The sequence below is a fragment of the Eubacterium sp. 14-2 genome, assembly GCF_000403845.2.
Classification (GTDB): domain Bacteria; phylum Bacillota; class Clostridia; order Lachnospirales; family Lachnospiraceae; genus Petralouisia.
Genome location: NZ_KE159568.1, coordinates 139,982 through 161,073, shown reverse-complemented (window position 1 = coordinate 161,073; position 21,092 = coordinate 139,982). Strand labels below are relative to the sequence as shown.

Below are 21,092 nucleotides of genomic sequence, written 5' to 3'. Positions count from 1 at the left end.
GACATATCGAAATTGAAAGGAATTTTTATAAGTAACAATGAGTAGAAAAGATTTAACAGGATTAGATACATCAAAATACAGATATTGCAGTGAGTGTGGAAAGATACTGCCTTTGTGCCATTTTGAGGTGTCTTCTATCAATAAGAACAAAACAAAGATTTATAACCAGATATGCAAGCGGTGTGAAAAAAACAGGCAGTTGAAGCCTAAAATGCCTACAAAAATGAAAGTACTTGATGAAAATAATAATGTTCAGTTTGCCGAAGATATAGAAGAAAATGACAATCCCATCAATGTGAAACTGATTAATGTATTTGAAACATTTGTGCAGATTGAAGGTACATATAATTACTGGATTTCTAACTATGGAAGGGTGGTAAATAATCTGCGGAATCCGTTTAAATATCATGTGCATAGTGTAGCAAATCATTATACGATGAATTTCTTTGATATTGATGGTAGCGCAAATATGGAAGATCATTATACAAAGAATTTAATGGGTAAAATGTTCCTAAAAAATCCAAATAATTATACAAAAATCTGGTTTATTGATGGTGATAAAAACAATTTTTATTATAAGAATCTGGTCTATGTATCAAGCAAAGATTATGATGATTTAATGTATGGCAGAAAGGACATTGATGATATTGAGATAAAACAAGAATATTATGAATACCCAAACAAAGCCAGAAGTAAGGCGTATGCGGTTTATCAGGGTATATACAATAGATGTTATAAGAGGGATAAGTATACAAATTATCATGATTGTTACGATGGAGCAACCATATGTAAAGAATGGCTTGAAAATCCAGAATTGTTTATTGACTGGTACTTAGAAAATTATTATCCAATAAAAGATGAAATAATGGTGGTGGATAAGGATTTATTTGGCAATGGAAGCAAAGAATATTCCCCTGATAATTGCTGTATTGTTCCAGTAACAATAAATGCAATGCTAACAAACTGCAAGAAACATGATAATTCCGCTCATACGACTGCTGCCGATTTGCCTCTTGGGGTACGATACAATCCAGATACTCATATGTACTATGGGGAAATCACGCCATTTGGTCATGATGAACCAGCTAAACTTGAAGAATGGAATACACCAGAAGAAGCATTTGAGGAATATAGGATCATCAAAAAGGCAGATATTACGGTAATGGCTGTAAAGTATAAAAATTATATTCCGCAAAGAGTTTTTGATGCTCTTATGCGTTATGAAGTAAAACCATATATAGAAAAATAAATTACAGGAGGACATTTTAAAATGACAGATTTTGAAAAGAAGATTAAAACCAGACTAATTGAAGATGAATATGCGGAGAAGTTTCGCCGATTAGATACGGAGGAAACCATAGCGCATATCAACCATGATAATCAGGAATTATGCAGAATTAATGAAAAAAGAGTACAGCTTGAGGCAGAGATGGAAGTTGAAAAGAATTTATTGAGATATTAAGGATTGGAGGATATTTTATAATGAACAAAACAAATACATCAGAATCTACATTAAATATGATTAAATCAGTATGTGCGGAGCGTGACCGTAAGGAACGTGACAGGTTAAGGGCAAACAGGATTGAAATGGATAAACGGGATGAAGCCGAGAGGGAAAGAGTGCAACATAGTAATAACCTTCTTAATTCTTATATTGAAAAAGCAATGGCAAGAGAAAATCAGCAGAAAGAGAAACATAATCAGACCTTACAGAATATCCATGATGAGAGTGTGAAAAGAAAGTCAGAAGACGCATACAGGACAAAAGAGATGACTGCTGCCATAAACAAAGGTATCAGGAATGCAGAGAAAAAAGAAGAGGATAGTAAATCATGGGATGCTTACATGGATCGAAATAGAAGATTGTTAGATAAGGGAATTGAATCGGTAAAGAGGGAACGAAGTAAAACATATTTTAGTTGATGGGTAGTAGAGTAGGGTGATTTATTACAAGGCATATCGGATAGGGTGGACTTATCTGGTATGCCTTATTTTTTACGATTTTATTGAAATAGACTATTTAAATGATTATAATTATGTTTATCAAATGCAAGGGGGATAAACAGTTATGGCATTTATTGAAGATGCAATTATTAGTGGTTTTATATCAAAGGCTATTAATAATTGTGTAGATGTTTCTTGGGTTAAAATAAAGAAAATGGCAAAGAATAAGAAATATCAAAATATTGAATCACAAATATACAATATAATAATAAGTGTGCTTAATCAAATAACATTTAACAAATACGAGAGTGATCAAGATAAAATATATCAATCTGCGGAGAAACTATTAGTAGGTTGCAGGAAAGCTAATTGCGTTAATATAGAAGTTATTCGGTCTGGATTACAGGTTCTTGAAGAATGTGTTAATGATGATAAATATATGCAGTTTAAGATTTTGTTATATCAAGAACTTAGTAAAGAAGATTATGAAGAGTTGTATCGTGTAATAGAATTATGGCAAAGAGATGAAAAAAATAGTAAGACAGATAGAATAGAGCATAGTGTTGATGAGGTAAAGCAAGGTGTTAGAGAAATAAAGCAGGTTGTCTTGAAGGATAAAATGGAGAATAAAGAAAATTCTTCAATTATTCAAGATGTAAAATTTCAGAATAATAAGAAACAGGATTATATAAAAATTTGGAATAGCAGATTGTTTTTGCATATTGATAACGATGAAAGACCAATAACTTTAGCAGATGCTTTTATCGTACCTGATTATAAAATGTATAAGTCTGTTAAAAAAATAAGATTTTCTGTTGATGACACTTTAGATAAAATAATAATAAAATTTGCACAATATAATAAAACATCTACAATGCTCATTACAGGAGTTCCAGGAATAGGAAAATCAAGCATAACTGCATGGATTGCTAATGAATATAAAGATGATAATAGATTTATTATATTGAGATTTCTTGGTTGGAATAAAAAAGAATTGGAAGATGGATTATTAAATGCAATTTGCAATAAATTAAGCTGTCGAAATGAAGACTTGGAAAATAAAATCCTTGTTTTAGATGGTTTTGACGAGATGAAAGCATTGAATATGCGAGAAGAATTACTTGATACATTTTTCTTAGATATAAAGGATTTTGAAAATTTTAAATGTATTATTACATCACGTCCAACTTATATTAATACAAAAGGCTTTTTAAATGTACTAAGACTTTTGCCATTTAATAATTATAGTATAGAGGATTTTTATGAAAGAATTACAAATAATAAATTAGATTGTAGAAAGATAAATAATGATAACTTGGAAGTTTTAGGAATACCAGTAATATTATATATGGCTATTATGTCAAATATAGATATTAGTGAAAATCATACAAAACCAGAGTTATATAGTCGAATCTTTGCAAAAAAGAATGGTATTTTTGATAGATTTGCTGATGGAGATGTTGGATATAGTAAGGGAAAACAAATTATAAGAGATCCACGAAATATAGAGGAGTATTTGAATTTTTTACAAGAAGTTGCATTTAAAATGTTTAAAAAGGGTGAGACAGTCTTGCATAAAAAAGAATGCCAAATTCCAGAATTAGAGTTCGAGGGAGAACATATTAGTATTATAGAATTTCCTATAAAGCATTTCTTTGAAACAGTAGAAACAAATATTGAATTTATACATAGGTCTATATATGAATTTTTTGTGTCAGAATATATTTATCATTCAATATTTAGGGAAATAGATATATCAGATGATAAAGTTGCAAGAGAATTGGTGGATATTTTTCAGACAAATATATTAGATAAAGAAATAGTTGAATTTTTAAAATATAAACTTATTAAATGTGACAAAATGAAGGAAAAGTTAGATAGTTTGGTTTGCGTATTTGAAAGAATGATGAAAAATGGAATGACATATTATGCAAGTACGAAAGTAGATAGAATCATAGATTGCGAAATGAAAACATTTGCAAATATATTATGTATATTACATTTATGGGAGTTTGATTTATTAGATATTAGCAATGTTGGGATTTCGTACTATTTGCATATCAATAATGATTCATTTAAAATAAATTATTTAAATCTTAGTAAGTTAAATCTAGGTGGAATAGAATTGAAAAATGCATATTTAAAAAATATAAATTTGAGTGGTGCAAATTTGAATAATGCAATATTGAAAGAAGTAAATATGACAGAAGCGCAATTAGTTGCAACAAGTTTATTAGGTGCAAATTTAAGTAAAGCGGACTTGAGCAAGGCGAATTTAAAAGGCGCAGATTTAAGAGGAGCAAATTTACGAGAAACAAAATTATGGAAATCAAATTTAAAAAAAGCGGATTTAAGAGGAGCAAAATTACGAGGAATAAATTTTGCAGAAGCAAAATTGAGAGGGGCAATATTGTCTGAAAACCAAGTTGTTCATCTAAAAAGCGAATTTAATCTGTGCGGAGTAAAAGTAGAAATTAATGGAGGTAATAAATTATTAGATTATGATGAATATTTAGAAATAAGAAAGTAGAAGCCATATATTGAATATTACATTTTCACCAAAGCTGAATAAACACTGAAAATCATTGATTGCAGGAGTGATATTTAGTATAATGTATGATGTAGCCAGCAAACATGAATGACGTAGGAATGAATATTTTTAGTAAGAAGAATTTGTATAGTGATATAATCCCATTTATTGTATGATTTCTTACATTTATTAGGATGCCATCTATCCCAAAATCTGTATGTTTTATTACAGTTATTGGGATGCGGTGAAAATGTTCGGTAAAATTGAGAGTTCTATATAGGGGTATATGGTGGCATAGGGTGGTAATTATATGGGAGATTTAAACATACCCCCTACCCCCCCCTATTTGGCGAGACAAAAGAAGGAGAAATAACATTATGGCAGATGTTTGTAGCTGTTGCGGTAAGAAAATCCCGTTTTTAGACGTGGATTTTGATTACATAGAAATTGATAATGAATCATATAGAATATGTGGTAAATGCAGAAGTAAAATAAACGCATATAATTCTGGTGATATTTCCGTTGATGAAGTCATTTCAGATGCTACACATAAAAAAGTAGCTGATTATCTCAGGAATATTAAATCAGATGAAGAAATAGAGCATGAGAAGAAAGAAAAAGAACGAATTGAAAATAAAATAGTTGCACAAAAGAATGATCCACTTTATGATGATATACACCAGATTGCAGGAGATTTACGCTTTATAAAGAATCTGATTATCATAGGTCTTGTATGTGGTTTTGTTTTAGGAATTATTGGCATATTTGGAATGATGTAAAAGGAGATAAAGGGAAATGAACAAAAAATTTATTGCAATAGGTAGCATGATAGCAGTTATTGTAATTGTGATTATTGTATTTTGGGTAACGAGAAGTAATTCTTCATCTGTTGTAGGCGAATGGGTGATAGATTCATATAATACAGCAAATGGGAATATTAAACAGGAAAATATAGGTGAATATTATGGTGAAAATTATCAAAATGCCAATGCTGAATTTTCAGCGGTATTTAAGGATAATGGAACGGTTATTTTGAATATGCCAGTTTATGAGGGCATGGAGCCAGTAAGCAAAGAAGTTTCATATGAAATAAAAGGTAGTGAAATATATTTGTCTGCTGAAGGCGAGAGTATAAAAGGATTTGAGATAAAAGGTGATACACTGATAATGTATGATATTGGTAACATTATGGATGAAGCAGTGTTGAAAAAGAAATAATGATTGTATATGGAGAAGTGATAAAATGAGTGTGATTTTAGGATATAAAGCAGAGGATAAATTATATCTTGCTGCTGATAATAGGTTATCTGAAAAAGATGGTACTTTTATTCGTGACAGTGAGAAAAAAATTATCGAAATTAATAGTCATTTGGCGGTTGCTTTCGCTGGAAATGCTGGAACACAAGCATTATTTGGAGAATTTGTAAAAGGACTGAAGAATGCAAATGATTTTAAGATTGAGGATATTTTGTTAAACATAAATGCAATGTTTATGTCCTTAAAAATGAATAAAGACAGAGAGTATGCAATAAACATTCTAAATTCTTCATCTTATTTCATTGTGGCTGGTAAAGACAAAAATAATGATAATGGTATTTATGCGGTGTCATATGTTAATGGCAAATTAGGGGATACAAAAACAGAAATGATTCTATTTCCACCATTAGGTGCAGATATGCAAACTTGTAGTAATATTTACGTTAAAAATATACATATGTTTCCTCAGAACTTTTTGCAGAAAACAGTAAAAGAGATTTCTGATATTTGTAATACTGTTAGTCCGTCATGTGATATTTGGACTTACAATTTTGTGACAGATAATAGCAGTATGGAGCATTTTAGCTGATTTTTATATGGGGTATATGGTATATATGACACTTTATATATAGAAATGGAAACATACCCCCTCCCTTGGTATCTTCGATTCGGAGTTGAAATTTTAAGGTGACGTTTGGAAAGATTAGATAGGGGCTTTAGCAGAATAAAGTCCGAAAAATATAATGTAAACCTACCGGCATGCACCCTTATGCCTGCTGCCCCTATACCATCATACAGACCGCACACAAGCCACAAATAACCACGCTACAAGCCGATTCTAGCCACTTTCCAGACGTTACCCTAATAATGTATCAATGAAGCTATTGCAAGCCTAAAATCGCATGATAACCATACAAATATTAGCAAACAACCGCACAAAAAAGACTATGAGCCATTGAAGCGCATAGCCTTTATCATGTATCACGGTTTATTGTTTACCGTGCTGTTATCGTTCCCAAAAGTAACCGCTTCCATCTTCAAAATACAGTTGCAAGCCGTATTCAGTAGCTGAAAAGTCAATTACTGCATCCATATCCACAATATTATCATGAAGTGGTATATATCCATCTGGTACAACTTCCCTTGTCTCTGTCACTGTCTGTATTTCTGTGATTGTTTCCGCTTGTGTTGTGCCTAACATATAAGCCGATACAAGCATAATGCCTATAGTTGCGACAATTCCGATAGCTTTAAATGTTTTCTTCATAGTTCTATGATTTCCTTTTCGTAAATGATACATTGGTTTTAGATATCAGGTGTAGCCTTTCCTATTGGTTACACCCTTATTTTTTACTTGTGGTTACGCTTGTTTCAGTCTCTTTGTTCCGTCTGTCTCTACCTCTGTACTTCCGTAGTAGTTTCTTATGTCTTCCATGCTTAACTTCTTATGACTTCTTTTTCTGAATGCTTCACTATGCCAGTACCATGACTTTTTCTGACCTGCAAACTTAAAACCAAGGTCTTTCAATTCTTTTTTATATTGGTATGTATTACCACTAATCCAGATCCAGTTGCCAATAATTTCGATTGTAATATCTGATAAGTGAATAACTTTTTGCAGCATATCTCTTAACAATTCATCCTCTGAAAAGTCGTATTTCATATTATTAAAGTCTGTCTTTGTGTTGTTCCCTTTGTTGTCCGTTGATTTGCTTTCGTGTCTATCCTTTAATAATTTGAAAAGCCGATCATATTCTGCATTAATTTCTTGTGTTGCTTGTGTGCTTCCGTCTTTGTTGTCAGGGTGAAATTTCTTTAATAAATCTCTGTATTGTCTTCTTAATTCTTCCAGTGTAGTGATATTATTGAAATATGCCATCCTCATAACCTCCTTCATTCCGTTTAGGTATGCTATCTTCTGATTACGACTGTCGCGCTGTTATCGTCTGCTTTGAGAACCTTTATGCTTGCATAGATTGCTTTCAATATTCGGTATTCATAATATGTTACGTTCTTTTTAATCATTGCTGTTTCCTCCATCCAATAAAAAAAGTGCAAAGCCTTTGGCAATTCAATAGGCTTTACACTCTTTGTTTGTGTGATTATTCAGTTGTGGTTATGCTATTTCAAGTCGTTCCTTAATTCTTCGTAATTCAGTTTCAAGGACGCTTACACGGATAGCAAGCATTTCTTTTTCGCTATCTATCTTTAGTGCTTCGTGTAGATTTCTTGATAAGTCAAGATGTCCTTCAGCTACACGCTTGATATTAGTACGGATTTCATTTTCAAGTGTTAATTCAATATTTGATACTTTTTTTTCAATGGTGCCGACTTTTTCAAGTAATAAATCAAGTTTTTCACTGTCTGTCATTCTATCACGCTCCCTTTGCGATTGTTTCACTGTTATTAAGTAGAAGTATACCACATCCAGAGTGTAAAGTCTATTGAATTGTCAAGGTGCTTTGTGTTGTGTGATGTTTGATTTGTTATGATTATTGTACACTATAGTATACTTAAAAGTCAACAATAAAAGTACACAAAAATATACAGATAAAATTGTCGAAAGTATATAATAGTGTACTTTAAATAAATATAAAATTATATATAAATATGTTATTTAGTTGGTATATATTCCATAATATCAGAAGGTTGGCATTCTAAAATCTCGCATAAATACATAATAGTATCAACAGCCACATTAGAATTATTATTTAATCTATTAACAATTGTTGGTGAAATTTTATATTTTTCTCTCAAATCTCTTTTCTTAATATTTTTTTGTTCCATTAATGTAAATAGTTTCTTATAACTAATTGTTCCGCTATATTGTTTTTCTCTTTCTCCCATATATAAACACCTCCGTAATTTAATTGTACATTATTGTGTTCTAAAAGTCAACACAATAAATTGTACACTTTTATATACTTTCTACAAAAAAATAAAGTATAGTTTTGTGTACTTTGCCGATTGAAAATAAGTATACTATAGTGTACAATTAACTCAACAAATCAAACAAAGCAACAATCACAACAAAACGAAAGGCAGGTAAATGATATGGCTTATAAAGTAAAAGAAGTCATAGAAACCGACAGGGAAGGCAACAGAAAGCAAAAAGAAGGAACTTTCAATACTTATAACCAGGCGGTTTTCCATATTAAACAACGGATGAAAGAGATTATAAAACAGGATGCATTAAAATTTTTCAGGATGTACGGACAAAAGATTACAACTGAAAAATTAAATAGTTTTTGTAATGATGAATTAGTGTCCTGGTTAGATGAATCAGACGGTGAGCAATTCCCATATGTAGCAAGCTGTTTAGAGTGGAGTTGCTTTTGGATAATTGAACAGAAAATCCCCTGAAGAGCAACGGTGAGAGCCGGCGAAACTACCCAAACAAGGGTAGTCGGGATAGTACACAATCCTAAACAGCAATGGAACACAAAATTGAGAAGATGATAAAGGAGAGACGGTTATGTGCATCACGACAAAAGAAATGAATCAGAAAATGGAAGAAATCAGAAGTCTGGAAATGCTTCTGAAAGAGACAGAGGACAGCATTAAGGCATTGAAAGGAGAAGTCATTGAATTCCTCAACGAGAACAGGAACGACTGCCTGACAACCAACAGCAAGGGTAAGGAAATCTTACAGTTTATCGGGCACATGTGCAAGGCGACCTATTCCCCGCAGGAGCGTGAAACCGTGGATAAGGAAGAAGTGAAAAAGCTGCTCAGCAGGGAAGATTACCAGAAAGTAAGCAAGGTAAGCTATTACAGCGTGCTGAGAATCAGCTAAATATAATACATGGAAAGCGGGGAAAAAGCAATGAACAAAGTAAAAGTTTCTGTCAAAGCTGACAGTGGAAAGCGGTCACAGGTAATTGAATATGGGACAGGCACAAGGGTAGAGATTCCCATAAACAGCGATGGGACAGTCAAATGGTATAAAGATAAGCGGAAAACCTCATCCCATTAGCTGGAAAGTGGGCGGATGGTTCTGGAATTTATGTGGGTTCGATTCCCACACGCCTGATTCATTCAATCGGCCAGTTGAATCAGAAAACAAATGTTCTCAACCAAACGAAAGGCAGGTAAAATGTTATGACAAATAAAGCAGTATTGGATTATACGAAAAGACCATTGAACGATGGAGAACGTGAGTTTGCTTCACTTCCGGAAAACCATGATCTGATTTTTGAATATATGAGATTGAAAAAACTGGATGCAGAAACCTTTTATGATGAATTGGTGATTGATTATCTTACCGCGATAAAAAAATATGTGACGGAAAAGCCCGAATTGCAGACAAGATACCCATTTAGGCAGGTATTATTCCAGCAGTTAAAGGGCAGGATGATGCATTACTGGCGTGAGTATTACGGTAATAAAAATATAGTGGAGCGTGAGTCATTCCGACTGGATTATGAATATGAAGATCGTAAACAGGAAACATGCAGCAGGGTGGAGCCATGGTGGATTGACCCCATACAGAACGTGGAACGGTATGTAGTGGAAAAAGAATTCCTGGATGATATATATTCCAATATCCACAGATATGCAGAATCGGATTTATTAAAGCTCATCATAGACATGAGACAGGAAGGATGGAGTGATTTTGAGATTGCAAGAAAAGCGGTTGCAATCCTTCCGGATTATTTCGATTGGGGAGTCCGGGAAACTGCACAGCTCATAGTAACACTTACCAAGAATTATAACAGCGCATTACAAAGGCTTTACAGGGACACGATGAAGTATGGAAATGTGGAAGATTTTTACAGATGGGAAGATGCAAGGGAAAATTGGTAGATACATACCGGGGCTGCCCGGGTAGGTGGCAGTCCCATAAATGGAAAAATTACCAGGTGGGAAATTATTATATGGATAACGGAAAGGACGGAAAATATGATGTTTGATTTTAGGATAATCATTTGCGATGATGGAACGGAAATTATAGATAGAAACCTTGTGACGGAATACGCTGAATTGACACCGGTTCAGATGGTGGAATATGTGGAAGTGGATGTGCAGCTTGCTATTATGGACAGTATGAGAAGAACAGAGCAGAGAAGGAAAGAGAGGCAGCAGAAAATTTCACAGAACCCGTTATATAAACTGGCCTGTCTGTGCAGATTGGTTTAGTGGAAGGACAGAGGGAATTTATGGATAAGGAATTAGCAGTAAAATTTGTCACAGATGAAAAATTTATGGATTTTTGCAATATGGTAGACCAGTTAAGGGAACAGGGGCATAAAATAAATATCCCATTTGAAACAGCAACGATGTTATTCAATGCCGGAGTTGATTTTGTAAAAGGTGACAGCAGTCTTGCGGTCGTGCATGATGCAGTGGAAAGGTTTCTGGAATGGAACTGTTTATTCGGAGGGATGCAGTTTTATGATTATTTTGTTTCCATATGTATAAAGGATTTGTGAAAAGGAAACAGGCTGACAGCCTGCGGAATCACATGAATGGACAGCATAAGATAATGAAAGCATATACAGAAAGAATGACAGAGCATGGACAGAAAAGCCATTTGATGAATTCATCAAGAACGAAATGTTTCATTAACGGAAAGAAAATGGTATCTTTATATGGCACTGGTGGGAATCTTTTACTACTGTTGATTGAGGATAAGTTTTAATTTAAGGGTGTTTATCCTTACACAAAAACAGTTGATTTCATGTAGGGTAATTACGGAATCATTTTCTTTGAGAATGGTACGGAAAATCTTATATGAAAATACTTATGGATTTCATGGAGTAACTGAGATGGAAAATAAAATATTTGCTTATATGAGGATATCGACTAATCATAAAACACAGAAGACAGATAGACAGAAACAGGCTATCATTGAGTATTCTATATGCAATGGATTTAATATTGATGAATTTGTTTCTGATATTATCACTGGTGGAACAAAAGCGGATAACAGACCAAACTATCACAATATGAAGAAACAGCTTAGGAATGGTGACACTCTGATTATATCTGATATAGACCGATTAGGGAGAAATGCAGATGATGTGATAGTGGAAATTAAGGATTTACAGTCAAAGGGTATCAGGGTTGTAGCTTTAGATGTACCGTTTCTGAATGATTGGGAAAAAATGAATGATGACAGTTTATCGAAGATGATCATTGATATTTTTGTGACGCTAAAGGCACATATGGCACAGCAGGAAAAAGAAAAGATACATGACAGGGTTATGCAAGGCTTAGGTGTGGAAGCAGGAAAAAAGCAGTTGGCAGATCACATTCAGCACCAATTTGAAATCGGAAAGCCAGTAGAAATCAATGGGGAATTGTACTGGATGAAAGACGCAAAGCAGAATTTAATGGATATTATGAATGATATTGAATCCGCATGGAATGAAGAACATGGAGTGAAAAAGTTTATTGTTCCATTAAAGCATCCGTATAAGGAAATTACAAGGAAAGTCATTATTGAGGCGGAGACAGCAGAACAGGCTATGATAAATGTTCTTTTGGAATTTGAGCAGGGCTGCGGTTGGATTGTAGATACAGATTATGAAAACTACAAGCGGTTGAGAGAGTGAGGAGTGTATATGGATAATGGCAATAATATTTTTGATGTTTTAACAATCCGTGTAACCGGGGAAAGGTTAGACAGTATTCTTGCAGGGGATGGAGCATATCTGAAAGCGCGGAAGGAAATAGAAGGTGTTTCTGTACAGATGAAAGAACATGGATTTTCAGAGAAAGAAATGCAGATGATAGATGGTTTGGTGTGCGCTTACATATCACAGGGGATCTGCTGCATGAGGGCTGCATACCAGCAGGGATTTAAAGACTGTGTATGCCTGTTGAATGAAATAGGGCTGATTAAATGAGAATACATAAGAACCAGAAGAGGGAAAAGTTAGAGGAAATTCGGAAGGAAGAGAAGTATGAAAAGTATGAGTTTTAGTAGAGAAGATTGTAAATATACAAAGTTCAACATTGAAAATCACAAGATAGAATTTGATGTTTCTGGTGAGCATGGTGTTTTAATATCCATTCCTTTTACAGACGATACACCACAATGTATCAAAGACAAGCTGAATGATATTATCTATCAGGGCATGGAAGAATGGTCAAAAACGGAATCAGATATGGATATACCAAAGTCAGAGAAGCTATTGTTATGTGTACGGATGCAGGTTTTATGCCACAATGATGAAGAACTTAGCCCACAGTATTACATATCGGTTGTAATAACTGATCCGATAGAATATTGGGTTGATATTGATAAAACGGTGAATATTTTTTCTGAAACATCTAAATTTCGAAATGAGTTCATATCGTATTGCCAGTGGCAGTTGAATAAGGTTTTGTTTCCTTTTTGATAAAATTAAGACAGGGAGGCATTTATGGAAACCACAACAATGGAAAAAGTAAAAGAAAGCAACCGATTGAAAGAAAAAGCATGTAATACCTGCATGGGAAAATTGAATGGTGTGCTTTCAGATGGTGAAATGCAGCAGTTCAGGGAAGCGTTTTATGCGGCTTCTGAGGGGTATTTGTTCCGTGAGGGTACCCCAGGACAGAAGTAAGGATATTTGTTTGCAGAAAACGAAAAGAGCTATTTGAAAATCAAGCAGCCCTAGTGTATAATCTAATCAGGAAGTGAACCGGATGCAAGATCCGATTTGCCCTCAGTAGGAATATCTATTTTGGAATAGCATTCACTTTGGACGGTGGGATGCTATTTCTTTCATATAAAATTGCAGCAGTTCAGGGAAGCGTTTTAGTTGATTACAAATGGAAAGCGTAAATTTTCTTCTGGTGCTGATTGTATATGGTGCGGGAAAATGCTATATTATAGATGTAAATGGATGAAGCAGTTATGATATCAGGAAATGGGAGGTGTATTTGCCTATGACAGCAATCAGACAGGAAGCAATCAGGATGCTGGAAAAGGTGCCGGAAGATAAATTGGGCTTTGTGATCCAGATTATGCAGGGTGTGAATGGCTTATACAATGACGAACAATCAGAAAGGAAAGAAGCGTTTGCAAGATTAGAGCAGTTGCGCAGGAAAGGGACTGTTACTGATTATGATGCGGAGTTAGCTTCTTATAGGGAAGAAAAGTATGGTAAATAGGGTTCTGGTTGATACGAATGTATTGCTTGACTATCTTCTTACAAGGGAGCCGTTTTATAAGGATGCAGAGAAGATTGTCCTTGCCTGTGTGGATGGAAAAGTAAAAGGGTGTATTGCAGCGCATTCAGTTTCTAACATGTTTTTTATATTAAGGAAAGATTACAATGCAGGAGAACGGAGGGAGGCGCTGCTTAATTTATGCCGGATTTTTGATATTGAAGGGATAGATAAAGCCAAATTGCTGTCAGGGCTTCAAAATGGGGATTTTTCAGATTTTGAGGATTGTTTGCAGATGGAGTGTGCAAAAGCATATGGGGCAGAATACATTGTAACAAGAAACATTGATGATTATAAAACCTCAGAAATAAAGGCAATTTTACCAAAAGACTATTTAGAATTATAAAAAGATTTTATATAGTGAAATGAGAAGCGCCAAAGGATGAATTGATTATCTGGCGGTGCTTTCTTTGTATCCTGTTATTGGTGATGGATGATTGTTTTATGTGAAGATGCAGAGCAGCATAAGGGATAAAATGAATCACCATGCAGCAGTTCATATAGCGAAAAAGTTCGGTATATAGTTCGACATTTTGTATGTTGGATATTATTTTTTAAATAATATCCAAGTAAATATATAGGAAATATATATTATCATGGAAATAAATGAGATTAGAAGTTATTCTAAAATAAGGATGTTCGGTAGGGATGGTTATTTTCTGGAGGGAGAGTATCAGGAATGCTATGTTTTATAAGTAATTTTCGATTATTAGTGTAGGTTATAAAATGAAATTTAATATAAGTATAACTTATTAAAAGGTGATGATTTATAAGTAATTCGGATTTTTGATTGTAAAATAAGGGAATGTGGGAGTTTTCAGGATGGGTTTTGGACTGCTGCATATTTGGAGATAATGGGGTGGAAGTGGTTGTGAAATAAGGGATTGTGGGGTGTTTGGGTAAGGGTGAGGGATGGTGTGTTTGTGTTCGGTGGAGGATGGAAAATAGTTTGACTATCAAAATATATATTATGTGAAGTTTGCAAATGAATTATTTCTATATTTAGTAGGTATGAAAAGAAATATGAAAAATAGGCACAAAATATAGTTGCAAATAAATAAGAGTTATGATAAACTTATTTTTAATTTTATGAACAGTTGTTTGTTTTTGTTAAGGGGGGGGAGGTTATATATGTATACTGGCATTATTCGTATTCAAAATAGTGTAAACGTGTATCACTTAAAAGGGATATCAAGATCTATGGATTATCTTAAGATGCAATCAAGTATCAATAGTTTAAAAGATGCAGTTATGCCACTTTATAATTTGAAGCTGTGCGAGACACAAGCAATATCAAAGTGCATTTCAAGTTTAAGAACAATGCGCATGAGTATTTTTGGTGAAAATTGGATGCAGAATGTATCGGCTATAGCTTCTAATCTAAATGTTGTTTTGTCTAATTGTGGCATTGTTTTACAGAGTTCCGTTTTAGAATCATTTAAACAGTGGAAAATAATACATGATAAAAATCTATTTTTAAAAATAGCGGACGAATTGGGGTTCCCTATATATCTGGAAATGGATACAGAATTGCAGGATAGGTTGATATATTCTTATAAAAGCAATGATAATCAATGTAATAAGAAAGAAATGTGCCAAATTATCCTGGATTATTATAATGATGAATGTATAGCTCATATTTTGAATGGTATTAAAAATGTTCAAGTTTTTAATTCAGAACGAGTGGTACTTATTGAAGAAGGAATAGAGACATATGAACTTGGATTATACGCTTCATCAGCTTCTTTATTTGCAACTCAATTGAGTGGAATGATACGTGATGTATATAACGAATTGATTAAATTCCAGAGGATTCCATATAAAGAAAAAAAGGATCTTATAGTTAGATTTAATCAGAATTGTAAACCAGATAGTGAAAAAGGAATGCTTCTTCAGATAGTAAATTGTCAATCACAGAGGTTTATTATTATTATAGGAAATAAAGTGTTACAGTATTTTTTGGGAGTTGCATATTCGACTAAGGAAAATGATATAGACACACAGCCTAATCGGAATATGATATGCCATGGAAAACAGACAAATTATAATACAAAAGAAATGAATTTGAAGCTGATTTTATGTATGGATATCATTGCAGAACTTGCGTGGAGAGTGAAAAAAATGCAAGAAGAATATTCAGAAATTGTTATAGACGTGTAGATTGTTAGTTGTGAAAGGCATTGTATCTACTTAGTTGTTTTAAATCCTTCGTACAGAAAATACGAGTGGTATATCCAGTAAAAGCAAATCTGTCGTTACTGGAATAAATGAATATCTGGCAAGGCAAATCACCTGCTCAGCTCCATATAGGCTAATCTGTCTAAGTGTATCGTTTCACATAGATAATTACTGTAAATTTGGTATAAGTAAAAGGTTTTTATAATCAAAATAATATGTTAAAAAATTAGGAGTATTTATGGAATACAAGGATTTTGCAAATAAACCTCTGCCAGATCATACAAAAGTAGATTATTATGAGTGTCTGGCAAAATTAATATTAGAAAAAATGTTTCCAAACGAGTTTGAAAATTTAGAAATATTGGATAAGCCAGATTTGCAAGATGATAAAAATGGCATAGGTGTTGAAGTGACTATAGCCAGAAATAAGGTGCAAGAAGAAAATGAAAGTTTGTATGCAAAAATAGAAAGTGGACAAGTAAGAAACAGGGATAAGGCAATTGAGAAAATAAATAATTCTTATAAACCGTACGCAATGTATGTTGATGGGATACTTGTTGGTATACCTGATAATGATGATTTTGAGAGGATATTTAAAAGTTTTTCAGAGAAAATAAAAAAATTAAATGATGATGGATATAAAAAATATATGGAAAACTATTTGTTCGTGTATAGTGATATTTTGGCAAATCAGCAAATGCTAAATCAAGCAATTAGTGAAATGAACAATATTCAGACTAAACATAAAATAAGGTTTCAGAAGGTTTTTGTTTGTGTTCCACAATATATTTATATTTTAAATTTGGAAAGCAAAAAGGGAGAGAGTATGGATATAAAAAGTTTTCAGATTGGATTAGCAGAACGGGCAAGGAATATGGTTATTCAATGTGAAGTTAGTAAGTAAATCGAAAGTTTGGATTAGTAAAATGGGATGTAAGATTATTCATAAAATAGTAGAGGGAAAATAGGAAATGAGTTTAATTATAGGAATAGTGTTCACAAATAGGGCAATTGTAATCAGTGATGGCCGTGTTAAAAATGCCAGGACAGATTTAGTGGTTGATGAAAAATTTGATAAAACAAGAAAGATAAATGATAATGTGATTTTAGGGTTTAGCGGTGATCGAGAATTCTCTTTATGGCTTTTAGAACAATTTGAAAATGTTTGTAAGCAGGACATTTCTCAATTAAAAGCGGATCATGTTGCAAATATTTTTTGTAAAATTGCCCAGGAAGGGGTGGATTATAGAAAAAATTTGAAAGAATCTCTCCCTACAAATTTTCAGATGGTTGTAGCAGGAAAAAACAATAAAGGAATAATGGCATTGTATAATTTTGGAGTGCCTACAAATTTTGAGATAAAGGAATATATTCCTACTGCAAAAACTTTTGTATATAGTGTATTATCTCCAGGCACTAAAGATATTGATTCTATTTTTGAGAAAGTAATGACAAATTACCCAGGTAGAGAATTGGAAGATTATATTAATTTACTATTTTCTAAAGCCTCCGATATGGATGACAGTATAAATACGAATTTGTTTATGAAAGAAATATAATAAAAGGTATTTTGCCATTTAAAAATCCTGTGTGACCGAACTTACCAAAAGCAGCCTATTTTTCACCTGCATATCAGCAGAAACCATTGAAAAATAAGGTTCTCTTGATAGGGAGCATATACAGACCCTTGATTTGCTGGATTTTCCACAATATCCATGTTGAAAATAAGCAATCTGGCAACCACGTAAATATATACTCACGAAAAAATGAGGATGCCGAAACATCCTCATTTCCTAAACTACCACTTGAAAAAGAACTCTGGATAGTTTATAATCATCATAGAAGCAATCAAAGGATATTGAGCTGTCCGATGGTTGCCACCGGAAACTTAATAATGGTGATTTTAAGTTAAACAGGCTACTTCCTATTGCCGTAGGAGGTAGCCAATTTACTTTTTATGGTGATTGTCGAGGTATGATAAGGCTGCAAAAACAACCAATAATAGCGTTAAAATTTCTAACGTATTCATATGTACTCCTTTCCGTTTCCGGAAAGTACAACCACCAGACTATCCCTACGTTGTTCTAATCTGACTATAAGCATTCTAACACATCCGGCAGAATAAGACAATCTTCACTTTTCCACGTAAAGGATATCCTCAACACTGCAATCCAAGTAAATACAAATCTTTTTCAGTATATCAAAACTGATCCGGGTAGTCCTGTTGTGGTTCAGGTTCCGAAGCGTGGTTGTGGAGATTCCTGTCTCCTTTGCCATTTTATTTTGTGATATTCCTTTATCCTCTAAAACTTGATTAAGCATAATCTTCATTCATAATCACTCCGTATCTGCATATAGGATAGAGTTTGTCCAGGAATCATGGGAATATGCATAGTGAATTTACCCTGTATGAAGTTTTCATCCCGTCAACATGTAATCTTACATCCATGCTCCAAAATAATTCCATACAGGGCATTTGTGATTCTGAATAATCCGGGGTGAAATCTATTCTATAAGATAAAGAGCATTAACAGGCTGATTCAGCCTTGTTTCCAATAAATGCAGAATCTTACCCTAAAACCATTTTAACCCGTATTTGAGCCAAATATCGCGCTACAGGCATAGCCATTCACCTCTGAAATAAAACAGCGATTTCATGGCAAAATACATAAGATGCAGCTATGCCAAAATGGCACAGTTAAATTATTTCTTAATGAAATAGTAAAAAATCGCACGAATATATTTGCATTATCGCACAAATAATATATAATAATAGTACGGAAGGAGATGATAATATGTCCATTACAGCTACAGAATTAAAACAAAATTTAGGCAAATACTTGTTGCTTTCTGCACAAGAGGATATTTATATTACAAAAAATGGGAAGGTTGTTGCAAAATTGACAAATCCACATCAAAACAGAGTAGAAACGGCAAAGGCATTATTTGGTATATTGCCTAAAGATGCTGATATAGATGCTGCACGAGATGAAAGGCTGGATAATAAATAATGAAAGCATTGGTTGATACGAATATAATCATAGACGCATTAACAGGCAGGGAGCCATTCAGGGAGGCAGCGGAAGAAATATTTATGTTAGCCGCTAATCAGATAGAGGATTTATATATTACCGCAAGTTCCGCTATAGATATTTACTATCTGATAAGGAAACATCTGCATGATTCTGAACAAGCGAAAAATGCCATATCCAAATTATTTGAGTTGTTTTATATTTTGGATGTTACTTCTGAAGATTGCCGACAGGCATTATTACTGGATATAAAGGATTATGAAGATGCAGTTATTTCTTGCTGTGCAAGCTGTAATCAGATGGATTACATTGTAACAAGAAACATAAAAGATTATAATGAATCAAAAATCAAAGCTGTATTACCGGATGAATTTATTAAATTTGTTTCCGGTGAGGAATAAGATATTGCTTCACTTTTAACTACCAATGTGTGTAATTGTACAGAGGTAGTTTTTTTGTTTCCATAATTTAAAGAAAATAGCAAACATTTGTTCGTGATTTCCTGTTGACAAAAACAAACAAATGTTCTATATTTATCATTGTCAACAGGATACGGAAAAGACCCATCCAATCATACAAACGGTGTTAGCGCACCTCTGATGGACAGGTCTTTATGCATAATTTAACGCAGAATGCGTCTGCAATATTATTACATATTTTGATACAATAAGTCAAGTTTTTAATATTCCGAGCGATTCTGTAAAATTTTCCAGATGGGGATTTTTACAATTCCAGAAAGATATTTTATGATCCTTACTTTTAATTGTAAGGAATTATTTCATGTGCCTTGAAATGAAAAACTATAAACTTATTACTTCTCTGTTTACAACAGAAAAATATGCGAAATGTTGAATTATCAGATGGAGAAGTAATAATCAAGAAATGATGAAATTAAAAAGAGAAATATGTGTTAGATACAAAAAAACGTATCTTCTAATACAAGGAAACTATATTGCAAATAAAAAACGAAAGATTTTTTTCCATATGGAGAAGTAATCATATAGATGGAAGGAATGACAGGCAAATGCTCCTGTCCTATCAACAACTATTAACTGAGGGCTGGCGAAATGCTGGCTCTGCATAAAAAGAAAATATGGAGGATAAGAAACTATGACAAACTTAAGTTTAGACAGATTAAGGGAAGAGACAGGCGCATTCATATCAGAATCAGATTTCCAAGTGATAGAGCTGCAATATCTGGATGTCTTGAAAAACCATAATCTCACAGATTCAGAGGAATTAGCGGAGCAGTTCATTGGGGAATGGATTGAGGAACAGGAAATATTGTGTACATTTGCAGAGACAGAAGACGGTTCCATAAAGTATTTCTCTCCTGAAGGCATGGAAGAAACAAAGAAATCCACAATGGAGCTTTTGGTTGAGAAGGATATGGCTTCCTACCACTGGGAAAATATGTGCCGCAGCTATTGGAGGATATTTGAAGAAATTTACAATACAGGAAATGTTAATCGGGAACTGCTGAAGAATATCCTGTCGGAGAGGACAATATCGCATGAACAGATTTATGAATTGCAAAAAGCAGTGAAAAACAGAGTACATGAACTTTTAGGATAGAAGATGATATTATCGGGCGGTGTATATCCAAATATGCCGCCTATAACGAGAAGAGGAGTATATAAAACAATGAGACGTAGAACAACAACAAAACAATTGCTTGAAGCAATCACAAACAATCTGTTACAAGTCAGAAAAATAGAGTGTAGCTATAAATCATCCAATCAGATAAATGAACTGAGCAAAGAAATATTTCTGGATAATTTAGCTTTTATAAATGAATCTGGAGTGTTTGCTAATTTTATAGACTGGCACTATGAAAGGGATTTGTCTGAAAATGATGGTTACATAATTGAATGTGGCAGATATAACCCACATTCAGAAAATATCATCACTGTATATTTGGAAGTTGCTGACAATACAACTGATGAAGAAATAAATAAAATACTGCTGTTTGAAGAAACGGAGGAATGAAT

31 protein-coding genes are annotated in these 21,092 nt (G+C 33.4%); 26 read left to right on the top strand and 5 right to left on the bottom strand.

The window, feature by feature from the left end:
* Positions 1-37 precede the first annotated feature (37 nt).
* The 7 genes from C805_RS18020 to C805_RS17990 all read left to right on the top strand — a co-directional run bounded on the left by C805_RS18020 (position 38) and on the right by C805_RS17990 (position 6,320).
* Positions 38-1,249 carry a hypothetical protein gene (locus C805_RS18020; RefSeq protein WP_016215388.1) on the top strand — a complete coding sequence of 404 codons (1,212 nt, stop codon included), beginning with the start codon at positions 38-40 and terminating at the stop codon, positions 1,247-1,249.
* 21 nt (positions 1,250-1,270) lie between these two features.
* Positions 1,271-1,462, top strand: a complete 192-nt coding sequence (locus tag C805_RS18015) for a hypothetical protein (RefSeq protein WP_016215387.1) — start codon at positions 1,271-1,273, stop codon at positions 1,460-1,462.
* 20 nt (positions 1,463-1,482) lie between these two features.
* Positions 1,483-1,923, top strand: a complete 441-nt coding sequence (locus C805_RS18010) for a hypothetical protein (RefSeq protein WP_016215386.1) — start codon at positions 1,483-1,485, stop codon at positions 1,921-1,923.
* Positions 1,924-2,068: 145 nt separating this feature from the next.
* Positions 2,069-4,474: a pentapeptide repeat-containing protein gene (locus tag C805_RS25390; protein ID WP_016215385.1), complete on the top strand. Its 2,406-nt coding sequence runs from the start codon at positions 2,069-2,071 to the stop codon at positions 4,472-4,474.
* Between the two features lie 377 nt (positions 4,475-4,851).
* Entirely contained in the window at positions 4,852-5,253 is a 402-nt protein-coding gene (locus C805_RS18000) for a hypothetical protein (RefSeq protein WP_016215384.1), read from the top strand.
* A gap of 16 nt (positions 5,254-5,269) precedes the next feature.
* Complete coding sequence (locus C805_RS17995) at positions 5,270-5,692, top strand: hypothetical protein (RefSeq protein ID WP_016215383.1); 423 nt, start codon at positions 5,270-5,272, stop codon at positions 5,690-5,692.
* Positions 5,693-5,717: 25 nt separating this feature from the next.
* Positions 5,718-6,320: an Ntn hydrolase family protein gene (locus tag C805_RS17990; RefSeq protein ID WP_016215382.1), complete on the top strand. Its 603-nt coding sequence runs from the start codon at positions 5,718-5,720 to the stop codon at positions 6,318-6,320.
* 417 nt (positions 6,321-6,737) lie between these two features.
* Here the strand turns inward: C805_RS17990 and C805_RS17985 are convergent, their stop codons facing one another.
* From C805_RS17985 to C805_RS17970, 4 genes are all read right to left on the bottom strand, one after another.
* Complete coding sequence (locus C805_RS17985; protein ID WP_016215381.1) at positions 6,738-6,998, bottom strand: hypothetical protein; 261 nt, start codon at positions 6,996-6,998, stop codon at positions 6,738-6,740.
* A 93-nt stretch (positions 6,999-7,091) separates the two neighbouring features.
* Positions 7,092-7,610: a J domain-containing protein gene (locus C805_RS17980; protein WP_016215380.1), complete on the bottom strand. Its 519-nt coding sequence runs from the start codon at positions 7,608-7,610 to the stop codon at positions 7,092-7,094.
* Positions 7,611-7,847: 237 nt separating this feature from the next.
* Positions 7,848-8,102, bottom strand: a complete 255-nt coding sequence (locus tag C805_RS17975) for a hypothetical protein (RefSeq protein WP_016215379.1) — start codon at positions 8,100-8,102, stop codon at positions 7,848-7,850.
* A 242-nt stretch (positions 8,103-8,344) separates the two neighbouring features.
* The gene (locus C805_RS17970; protein WP_016215378.1) at positions 8,345-8,578 is read right to left on the bottom strand and encodes a helix-turn-helix domain-containing protein; all 234 of its coding nucleotides are present in this window, start codon (positions 8,576-8,578) and stop codon (positions 8,345-8,347) included.
* A gap of 207 nt (positions 8,579-8,785) precedes the next feature.
* Here C805_RS17970 and C805_RS17965 point away from each other — a divergent pair, with 207 nt between their 5' ends.
* The 15 genes from C805_RS17965 (at position 8,786) to C805_RS17905 (ending at position 17,628) form a co-directional block, all read left to right on the top strand.
* Positions 8,786-9,094, top strand: a complete 309-nt coding sequence (locus C805_RS17965) for a hypothetical protein (RefSeq protein WP_016215377.1) — start codon at positions 8,786-8,788, stop codon at positions 9,092-9,094.
* Between the two features lie 112 nt (positions 9,095-9,206).
* Positions 9,207-9,527, top strand: coding sequence for a hypothetical protein (locus C805_RS17960; protein ID WP_016215376.1), 321 nt, complete (start codon positions 9,207-9,209; stop codon positions 9,525-9,527).
* Positions 9,528-9,557: 30 nt separating this feature from the next.
* On the top strand, positions 9,558-9,707 hold the full coding sequence (locus C805_RS26455) for a hypothetical protein (protein WP_155957646.1): 150 nt from the start codon (positions 9,558-9,560) through the stop codon (positions 9,705-9,707).
* Between the two features lie 125 nt (positions 9,708-9,832).
* Complete coding sequence (locus C805_RS17955; protein WP_016215375.1) at positions 9,833-10,537, top strand: hypothetical protein; 705 nt, start codon at positions 9,833-9,835, stop codon at positions 10,535-10,537.
* A 96-nt stretch (positions 10,538-10,633) separates the two neighbouring features.
* The gene (locus C805_RS17950) at positions 10,634-10,870 is read left to right on the top strand and encodes a hypothetical protein (RefSeq protein WP_016215374.1); all 237 of its coding nucleotides are present in this window, start codon (positions 10,634-10,636) and stop codon (positions 10,868-10,870) included.
* Positions 10,871-10,890: 20 nt separating this feature from the next.
* Entirely contained in the window at positions 10,891-11,163 is a 273-nt protein-coding gene (locus C805_RS17945; protein WP_016215373.1) for a hypothetical protein, read from the top strand.
* A 336-nt stretch (positions 11,164-11,499) separates the two neighbouring features.
* Complete coding sequence (locus C805_RS25385; RefSeq protein WP_016215372.1) at positions 11,500-12,288, top strand: recombinase family protein; 789 nt, start codon at positions 11,500-11,502, stop codon at positions 12,286-12,288.
* Between the two features lie 9 nt (positions 12,289-12,297).
* Complete coding sequence (locus C805_RS17940; protein ID WP_016215371.1) at positions 12,298-12,582, top strand: hypothetical protein; 285 nt, start codon at positions 12,298-12,300, stop codon at positions 12,580-12,582.
* A 57-nt stretch (positions 12,583-12,639) separates the two neighbouring features.
* Positions 12,640-13,077, top strand: a complete 438-nt coding sequence (locus C805_RS17935; RefSeq protein ID WP_016215370.1) for a hypothetical protein — start codon at positions 12,640-12,642, stop codon at positions 13,075-13,077.
* 24 nt (positions 13,078-13,101) lie between these two features.
* Entirely contained in the window at positions 13,102-13,284 is a 183-nt protein-coding gene (locus tag C805_RS17930) for a hypothetical protein (RefSeq protein WP_016215369.1), read from the top strand.
* A gap of 325 nt (positions 13,285-13,609) precedes the next feature.
* Positions 13,610-13,834 (top strand): hypothetical protein, encoded by a 225-nt coding sequence (locus C805_RS17925; protein WP_016215368.1) that lies wholly within the window; start codon positions 13,610-13,612, stop codon positions 13,832-13,834.
* Positions 13,824-14,237, top strand: coding sequence for a type II toxin-antitoxin system VapC family toxin (locus tag C805_RS17920; protein WP_016215367.1), 414 nt, complete (start codon positions 13,824-13,826; stop codon positions 14,235-14,237). The genes C805_RS17925 and C805_RS17920 overlap by 11 nt, the downstream gene beginning before the upstream one ends.
* Before the next feature lie 785 nt (positions 14,238-15,022).
* Complete coding sequence (locus C805_RS17915) at positions 15,023-16,051, top strand: hypothetical protein (protein WP_016215366.1); 1,029 nt, start codon at positions 15,023-15,025, stop codon at positions 16,049-16,051.
* 256 nt (positions 16,052-16,307) lie between these two features.
* The gene (locus tag C805_RS17910; RefSeq protein ID WP_016215365.1) at positions 16,308-16,973 is read left to right on the top strand and encodes a hypothetical protein; all 666 of its coding nucleotides are present in this window, start codon (positions 16,308-16,310) and stop codon (positions 16,971-16,973) included.
* A gap of 67 nt (positions 16,974-17,040) precedes the next feature.
* Complete coding sequence (locus C805_RS17905; protein ID WP_016215364.1) at positions 17,041-17,628, top strand: Ntn hydrolase family protein; 588 nt, start codon at positions 17,041-17,043, stop codon at positions 17,626-17,628.
* Positions 17,629-18,202: 574 nt separating this feature from the next.
* On the opposite strand, the gene C805_RS17900 is transcribed toward C805_RS17905, so the two are convergent.
* Positions 18,203-18,400 carry a helix-turn-helix domain-containing protein gene (locus C805_RS17900; RefSeq protein ID WP_016215363.1) on the bottom strand — a complete coding sequence of 66 codons (198 nt, stop codon included), beginning with the start codon at positions 18,398-18,400 and terminating at the stop codon, positions 18,203-18,205.
* Positions 18,401-18,864: 464 nt separating this feature from the next.
* On the opposite strand from C805_RS17900, the gene C805_RS17895 reads away from it, so the two are divergent.
* The 4 genes from C805_RS17895 to C805_RS17880 all read left to right on the top strand — a co-directional run bounded on the left by C805_RS17895 (position 18,865) and on the right by C805_RS17880 (position 21,090).
* Complete coding sequence (locus C805_RS17895) at positions 18,865-19,080, top strand: type II toxin-antitoxin system Phd/YefM family antitoxin (protein WP_016215362.1); 216 nt, start codon at positions 18,865-18,867, stop codon at positions 19,078-19,080.
* Positions 19,080-19,502, top strand: coding sequence for a PIN domain-containing protein (locus C805_RS17890; protein ID WP_016215361.1), 423 nt, complete (start codon positions 19,080-19,082; stop codon positions 19,500-19,502). The genes C805_RS17895 and C805_RS17890 overlap by 1 nt, the downstream gene beginning before the upstream one ends.
* Positions 19,503-20,211: 709 nt before the next feature.
* Positions 20,212-20,676 carry a hypothetical protein gene (locus tag C805_RS17885; RefSeq protein ID WP_016215360.1) on the top strand — a complete coding sequence of 155 codons (465 nt, stop codon included), beginning with the start codon at positions 20,212-20,214 and terminating at the stop codon, positions 20,674-20,676.
* A 69-nt stretch (positions 20,677-20,745) separates the two neighbouring features.
* Positions 20,746-21,090: a hypothetical protein gene (locus C805_RS17880; protein ID WP_022751245.1), complete on the top strand. Its 345-nt coding sequence runs from the start codon at positions 20,746-20,748 to the stop codon at positions 21,088-21,090.
* Positions 21,091-21,092: the final 2 nt, after the last annotated feature.

What these genes read in the sequence shown, in the direction of transcription:
- C805_RS17905 (WP_016215364.1), top strand. Translation starts at nt 17,041, where the DNA reads ATGAGTTTAATTATAGGAATAGTGTTCACAAATAGGGCAATTGTAATC.
- C805_RS18020 (WP_016215388.1), top strand. Translation starts at nt 38, where the DNA reads ATGAGTAGAAAAGATTTAACAGGATTAGATACATCAAAATACAGATAT.
- C805_RS17970 (WP_016215378.1), bottom strand. Translation starts at nt 8,578, where the DNA reads ATGGGAGAAAGAGAAAAACAATATAGCGGAACAATTAGTTATAAGAAA.
- C805_RS17935 (WP_016215370.1), top strand. Translation starts at nt 12,640, where the DNA reads ATGAAAAGTATGAGTTTTAGTAGAGAAGATTGTAAATATACAAAGTTC.
- C805_RS17890 (WP_016215361.1), top strand. Translation starts at nt 19,080, where the DNA reads ATGAAAGCATTGGTTGATACGAATATAATCATAGACGCATTAACAGGC.
- C805_RS17945 (WP_016215373.1), top strand. Translation starts at nt 10,891, where the DNA reads ATGGATAAGGAATTAGCAGTAAAATTTGTCACAGATGAAAAATTTATG.
- C805_RS17880 (WP_022751245.1), top strand. Translation starts at nt 20,746, where the DNA reads ATGAGACGTAGAACAACAACAAAACAATTGCTTGAAGCAATCACAAAC.
- C805_RS17975 (WP_016215379.1), bottom strand. Translation starts at nt 8,102, where the DNA reads ATGACAGACAGTGAAAAACTTGATTTATTACTTGAAAAAGTCGGCACC.
- C805_RS17955 (WP_016215375.1), top strand. Translation starts at nt 9,833, where the DNA reads ATGACAAATAAAGCAGTATTGGATTATACGAAAAGACCATTGAACGAT.
- C805_RS17885 (WP_016215360.1), top strand. Translation starts at nt 20,212, where the DNA reads ATGACAAACTTAAGTTTAGACAGATTAAGGGAAGAGACAGGCGCATTC.
- C805_RS17965 (WP_016215377.1), top strand. Translation starts at nt 8,786, where the DNA reads ATGGCTTATAAAGTAAAAGAAGTCATAGAAACCGACAGGGAAGGCAAC.
- C805_RS17895 (WP_016215362.1), top strand. Translation starts at nt 18,865, where the DNA reads ATGTCCATTACAGCTACAGAATTAAAACAAAATTTAGGCAAATACTTG.
- C805_RS17930 (WP_016215369.1), top strand. Translation starts at nt 13,102, where the DNA reads ATGGAAACCACAACAATGGAAAAAGTAAAAGAAAGCAACCGATTGAAA.
- C805_RS18000 (WP_016215384.1), top strand. Translation starts at nt 4,852, where the DNA reads ATGGCAGATGTTTGTAGCTGTTGCGGTAAGAAAATCCCGTTTTTAGAC.
- C805_RS17910 (WP_016215365.1), top strand. Translation starts at nt 16,308, where the DNA reads ATGGAATACAAGGATTTTGCAAATAAACCTCTGCCAGATCATACAAAA.
- C805_RS17920 (WP_016215367.1), top strand. Translation starts at nt 13,824, where the DNA reads ATGGTAAATAGGGTTCTGGTTGATACGAATGTATTGCTTGACTATCTT.
- C805_RS17995 (WP_016215383.1), top strand. Translation starts at nt 5,270, where the DNA reads ATGAACAAAAAATTTATTGCAATAGGTAGCATGATAGCAGTTATTGTA.
- C805_RS17980 (WP_016215380.1), bottom strand. Translation starts at nt 7,610, where the DNA reads ATGGCATATTTCAATAATATCACTACACTGGAAGAATTAAGAAGACAA.
- C805_RS17940 (WP_016215371.1), top strand. Translation starts at nt 12,298, where the DNA reads ATGGATAATGGCAATAATATTTTTGATGTTTTAACAATCCGTGTAACC.
- C805_RS18010 (WP_016215386.1), top strand. Translation starts at nt 1,483, where the DNA reads ATGAACAAAACAAATACATCAGAATCTACATTAAATATGATTAAATCA.
- C805_RS17960 (WP_016215376.1), top strand. Translation starts at nt 9,207, where the DNA reads ATGTGCATCACGACAAAAGAAATGAATCAGAAAATGGAAGAAATCAGA.
- C805_RS17990 (WP_016215382.1), top strand. Translation starts at nt 5,718, where the DNA reads ATGAGTGTGATTTTAGGATATAAAGCAGAGGATAAATTATATCTTGCT.
- C805_RS17900 (WP_016215363.1), bottom strand. Translation starts at nt 18,400, where the DNA reads ATGAAGATTATGCTTAATCAAGTTTTAGAGGATAAAGGAATATCACAA.
- C805_RS17985 (WP_016215381.1), bottom strand. Translation starts at nt 6,998, where the DNA reads ATGAAGAAAACATTTAAAGCTATCGGAATTGTCGCAACTATAGGCATT.
- C805_RS26455 (WP_155957646.1), top strand. Translation starts at nt 9,558, where the DNA reads ATGAACAAAGTAAAAGTTTCTGTCAAAGCTGACAGTGGAAAGCGGTCA.
- C805_RS17915 (WP_016215366.1), top strand. Translation starts at nt 15,023, where the DNA reads ATGTATACTGGCATTATTCGTATTCAAAATAGTGTAAACGTGTATCAC.
- C805_RS25390 (WP_016215385.1), top strand. Translation starts at nt 2,069, where the DNA reads ATGGCATTTATTGAAGATGCAATTATTAGTGGTTTTATATCAAAGGCT.
- C805_RS17925 (WP_016215368.1), top strand. Translation starts at nt 13,610, where the DNA reads ATGACAGCAATCAGACAGGAAGCAATCAGGATGCTGGAAAAGGTGCCG.
- C805_RS18015 (WP_016215387.1), top strand. Translation starts at nt 1,271, where the DNA reads ATGACAGATTTTGAAAAGAAGATTAAAACCAGACTAATTGAAGATGAA.
- C805_RS17950 (WP_016215374.1), top strand. Translation starts at nt 10,634, where the DNA reads ATGATGTTTGATTTTAGGATAATCATTTGCGATGATGGAACGGAAATT.
- C805_RS25385 (WP_016215372.1), top strand. Translation starts at nt 11,500, where the DNA reads ATGGAAAATAAAATATTTGCTTATATGAGGATATCGACTAATCATAAA.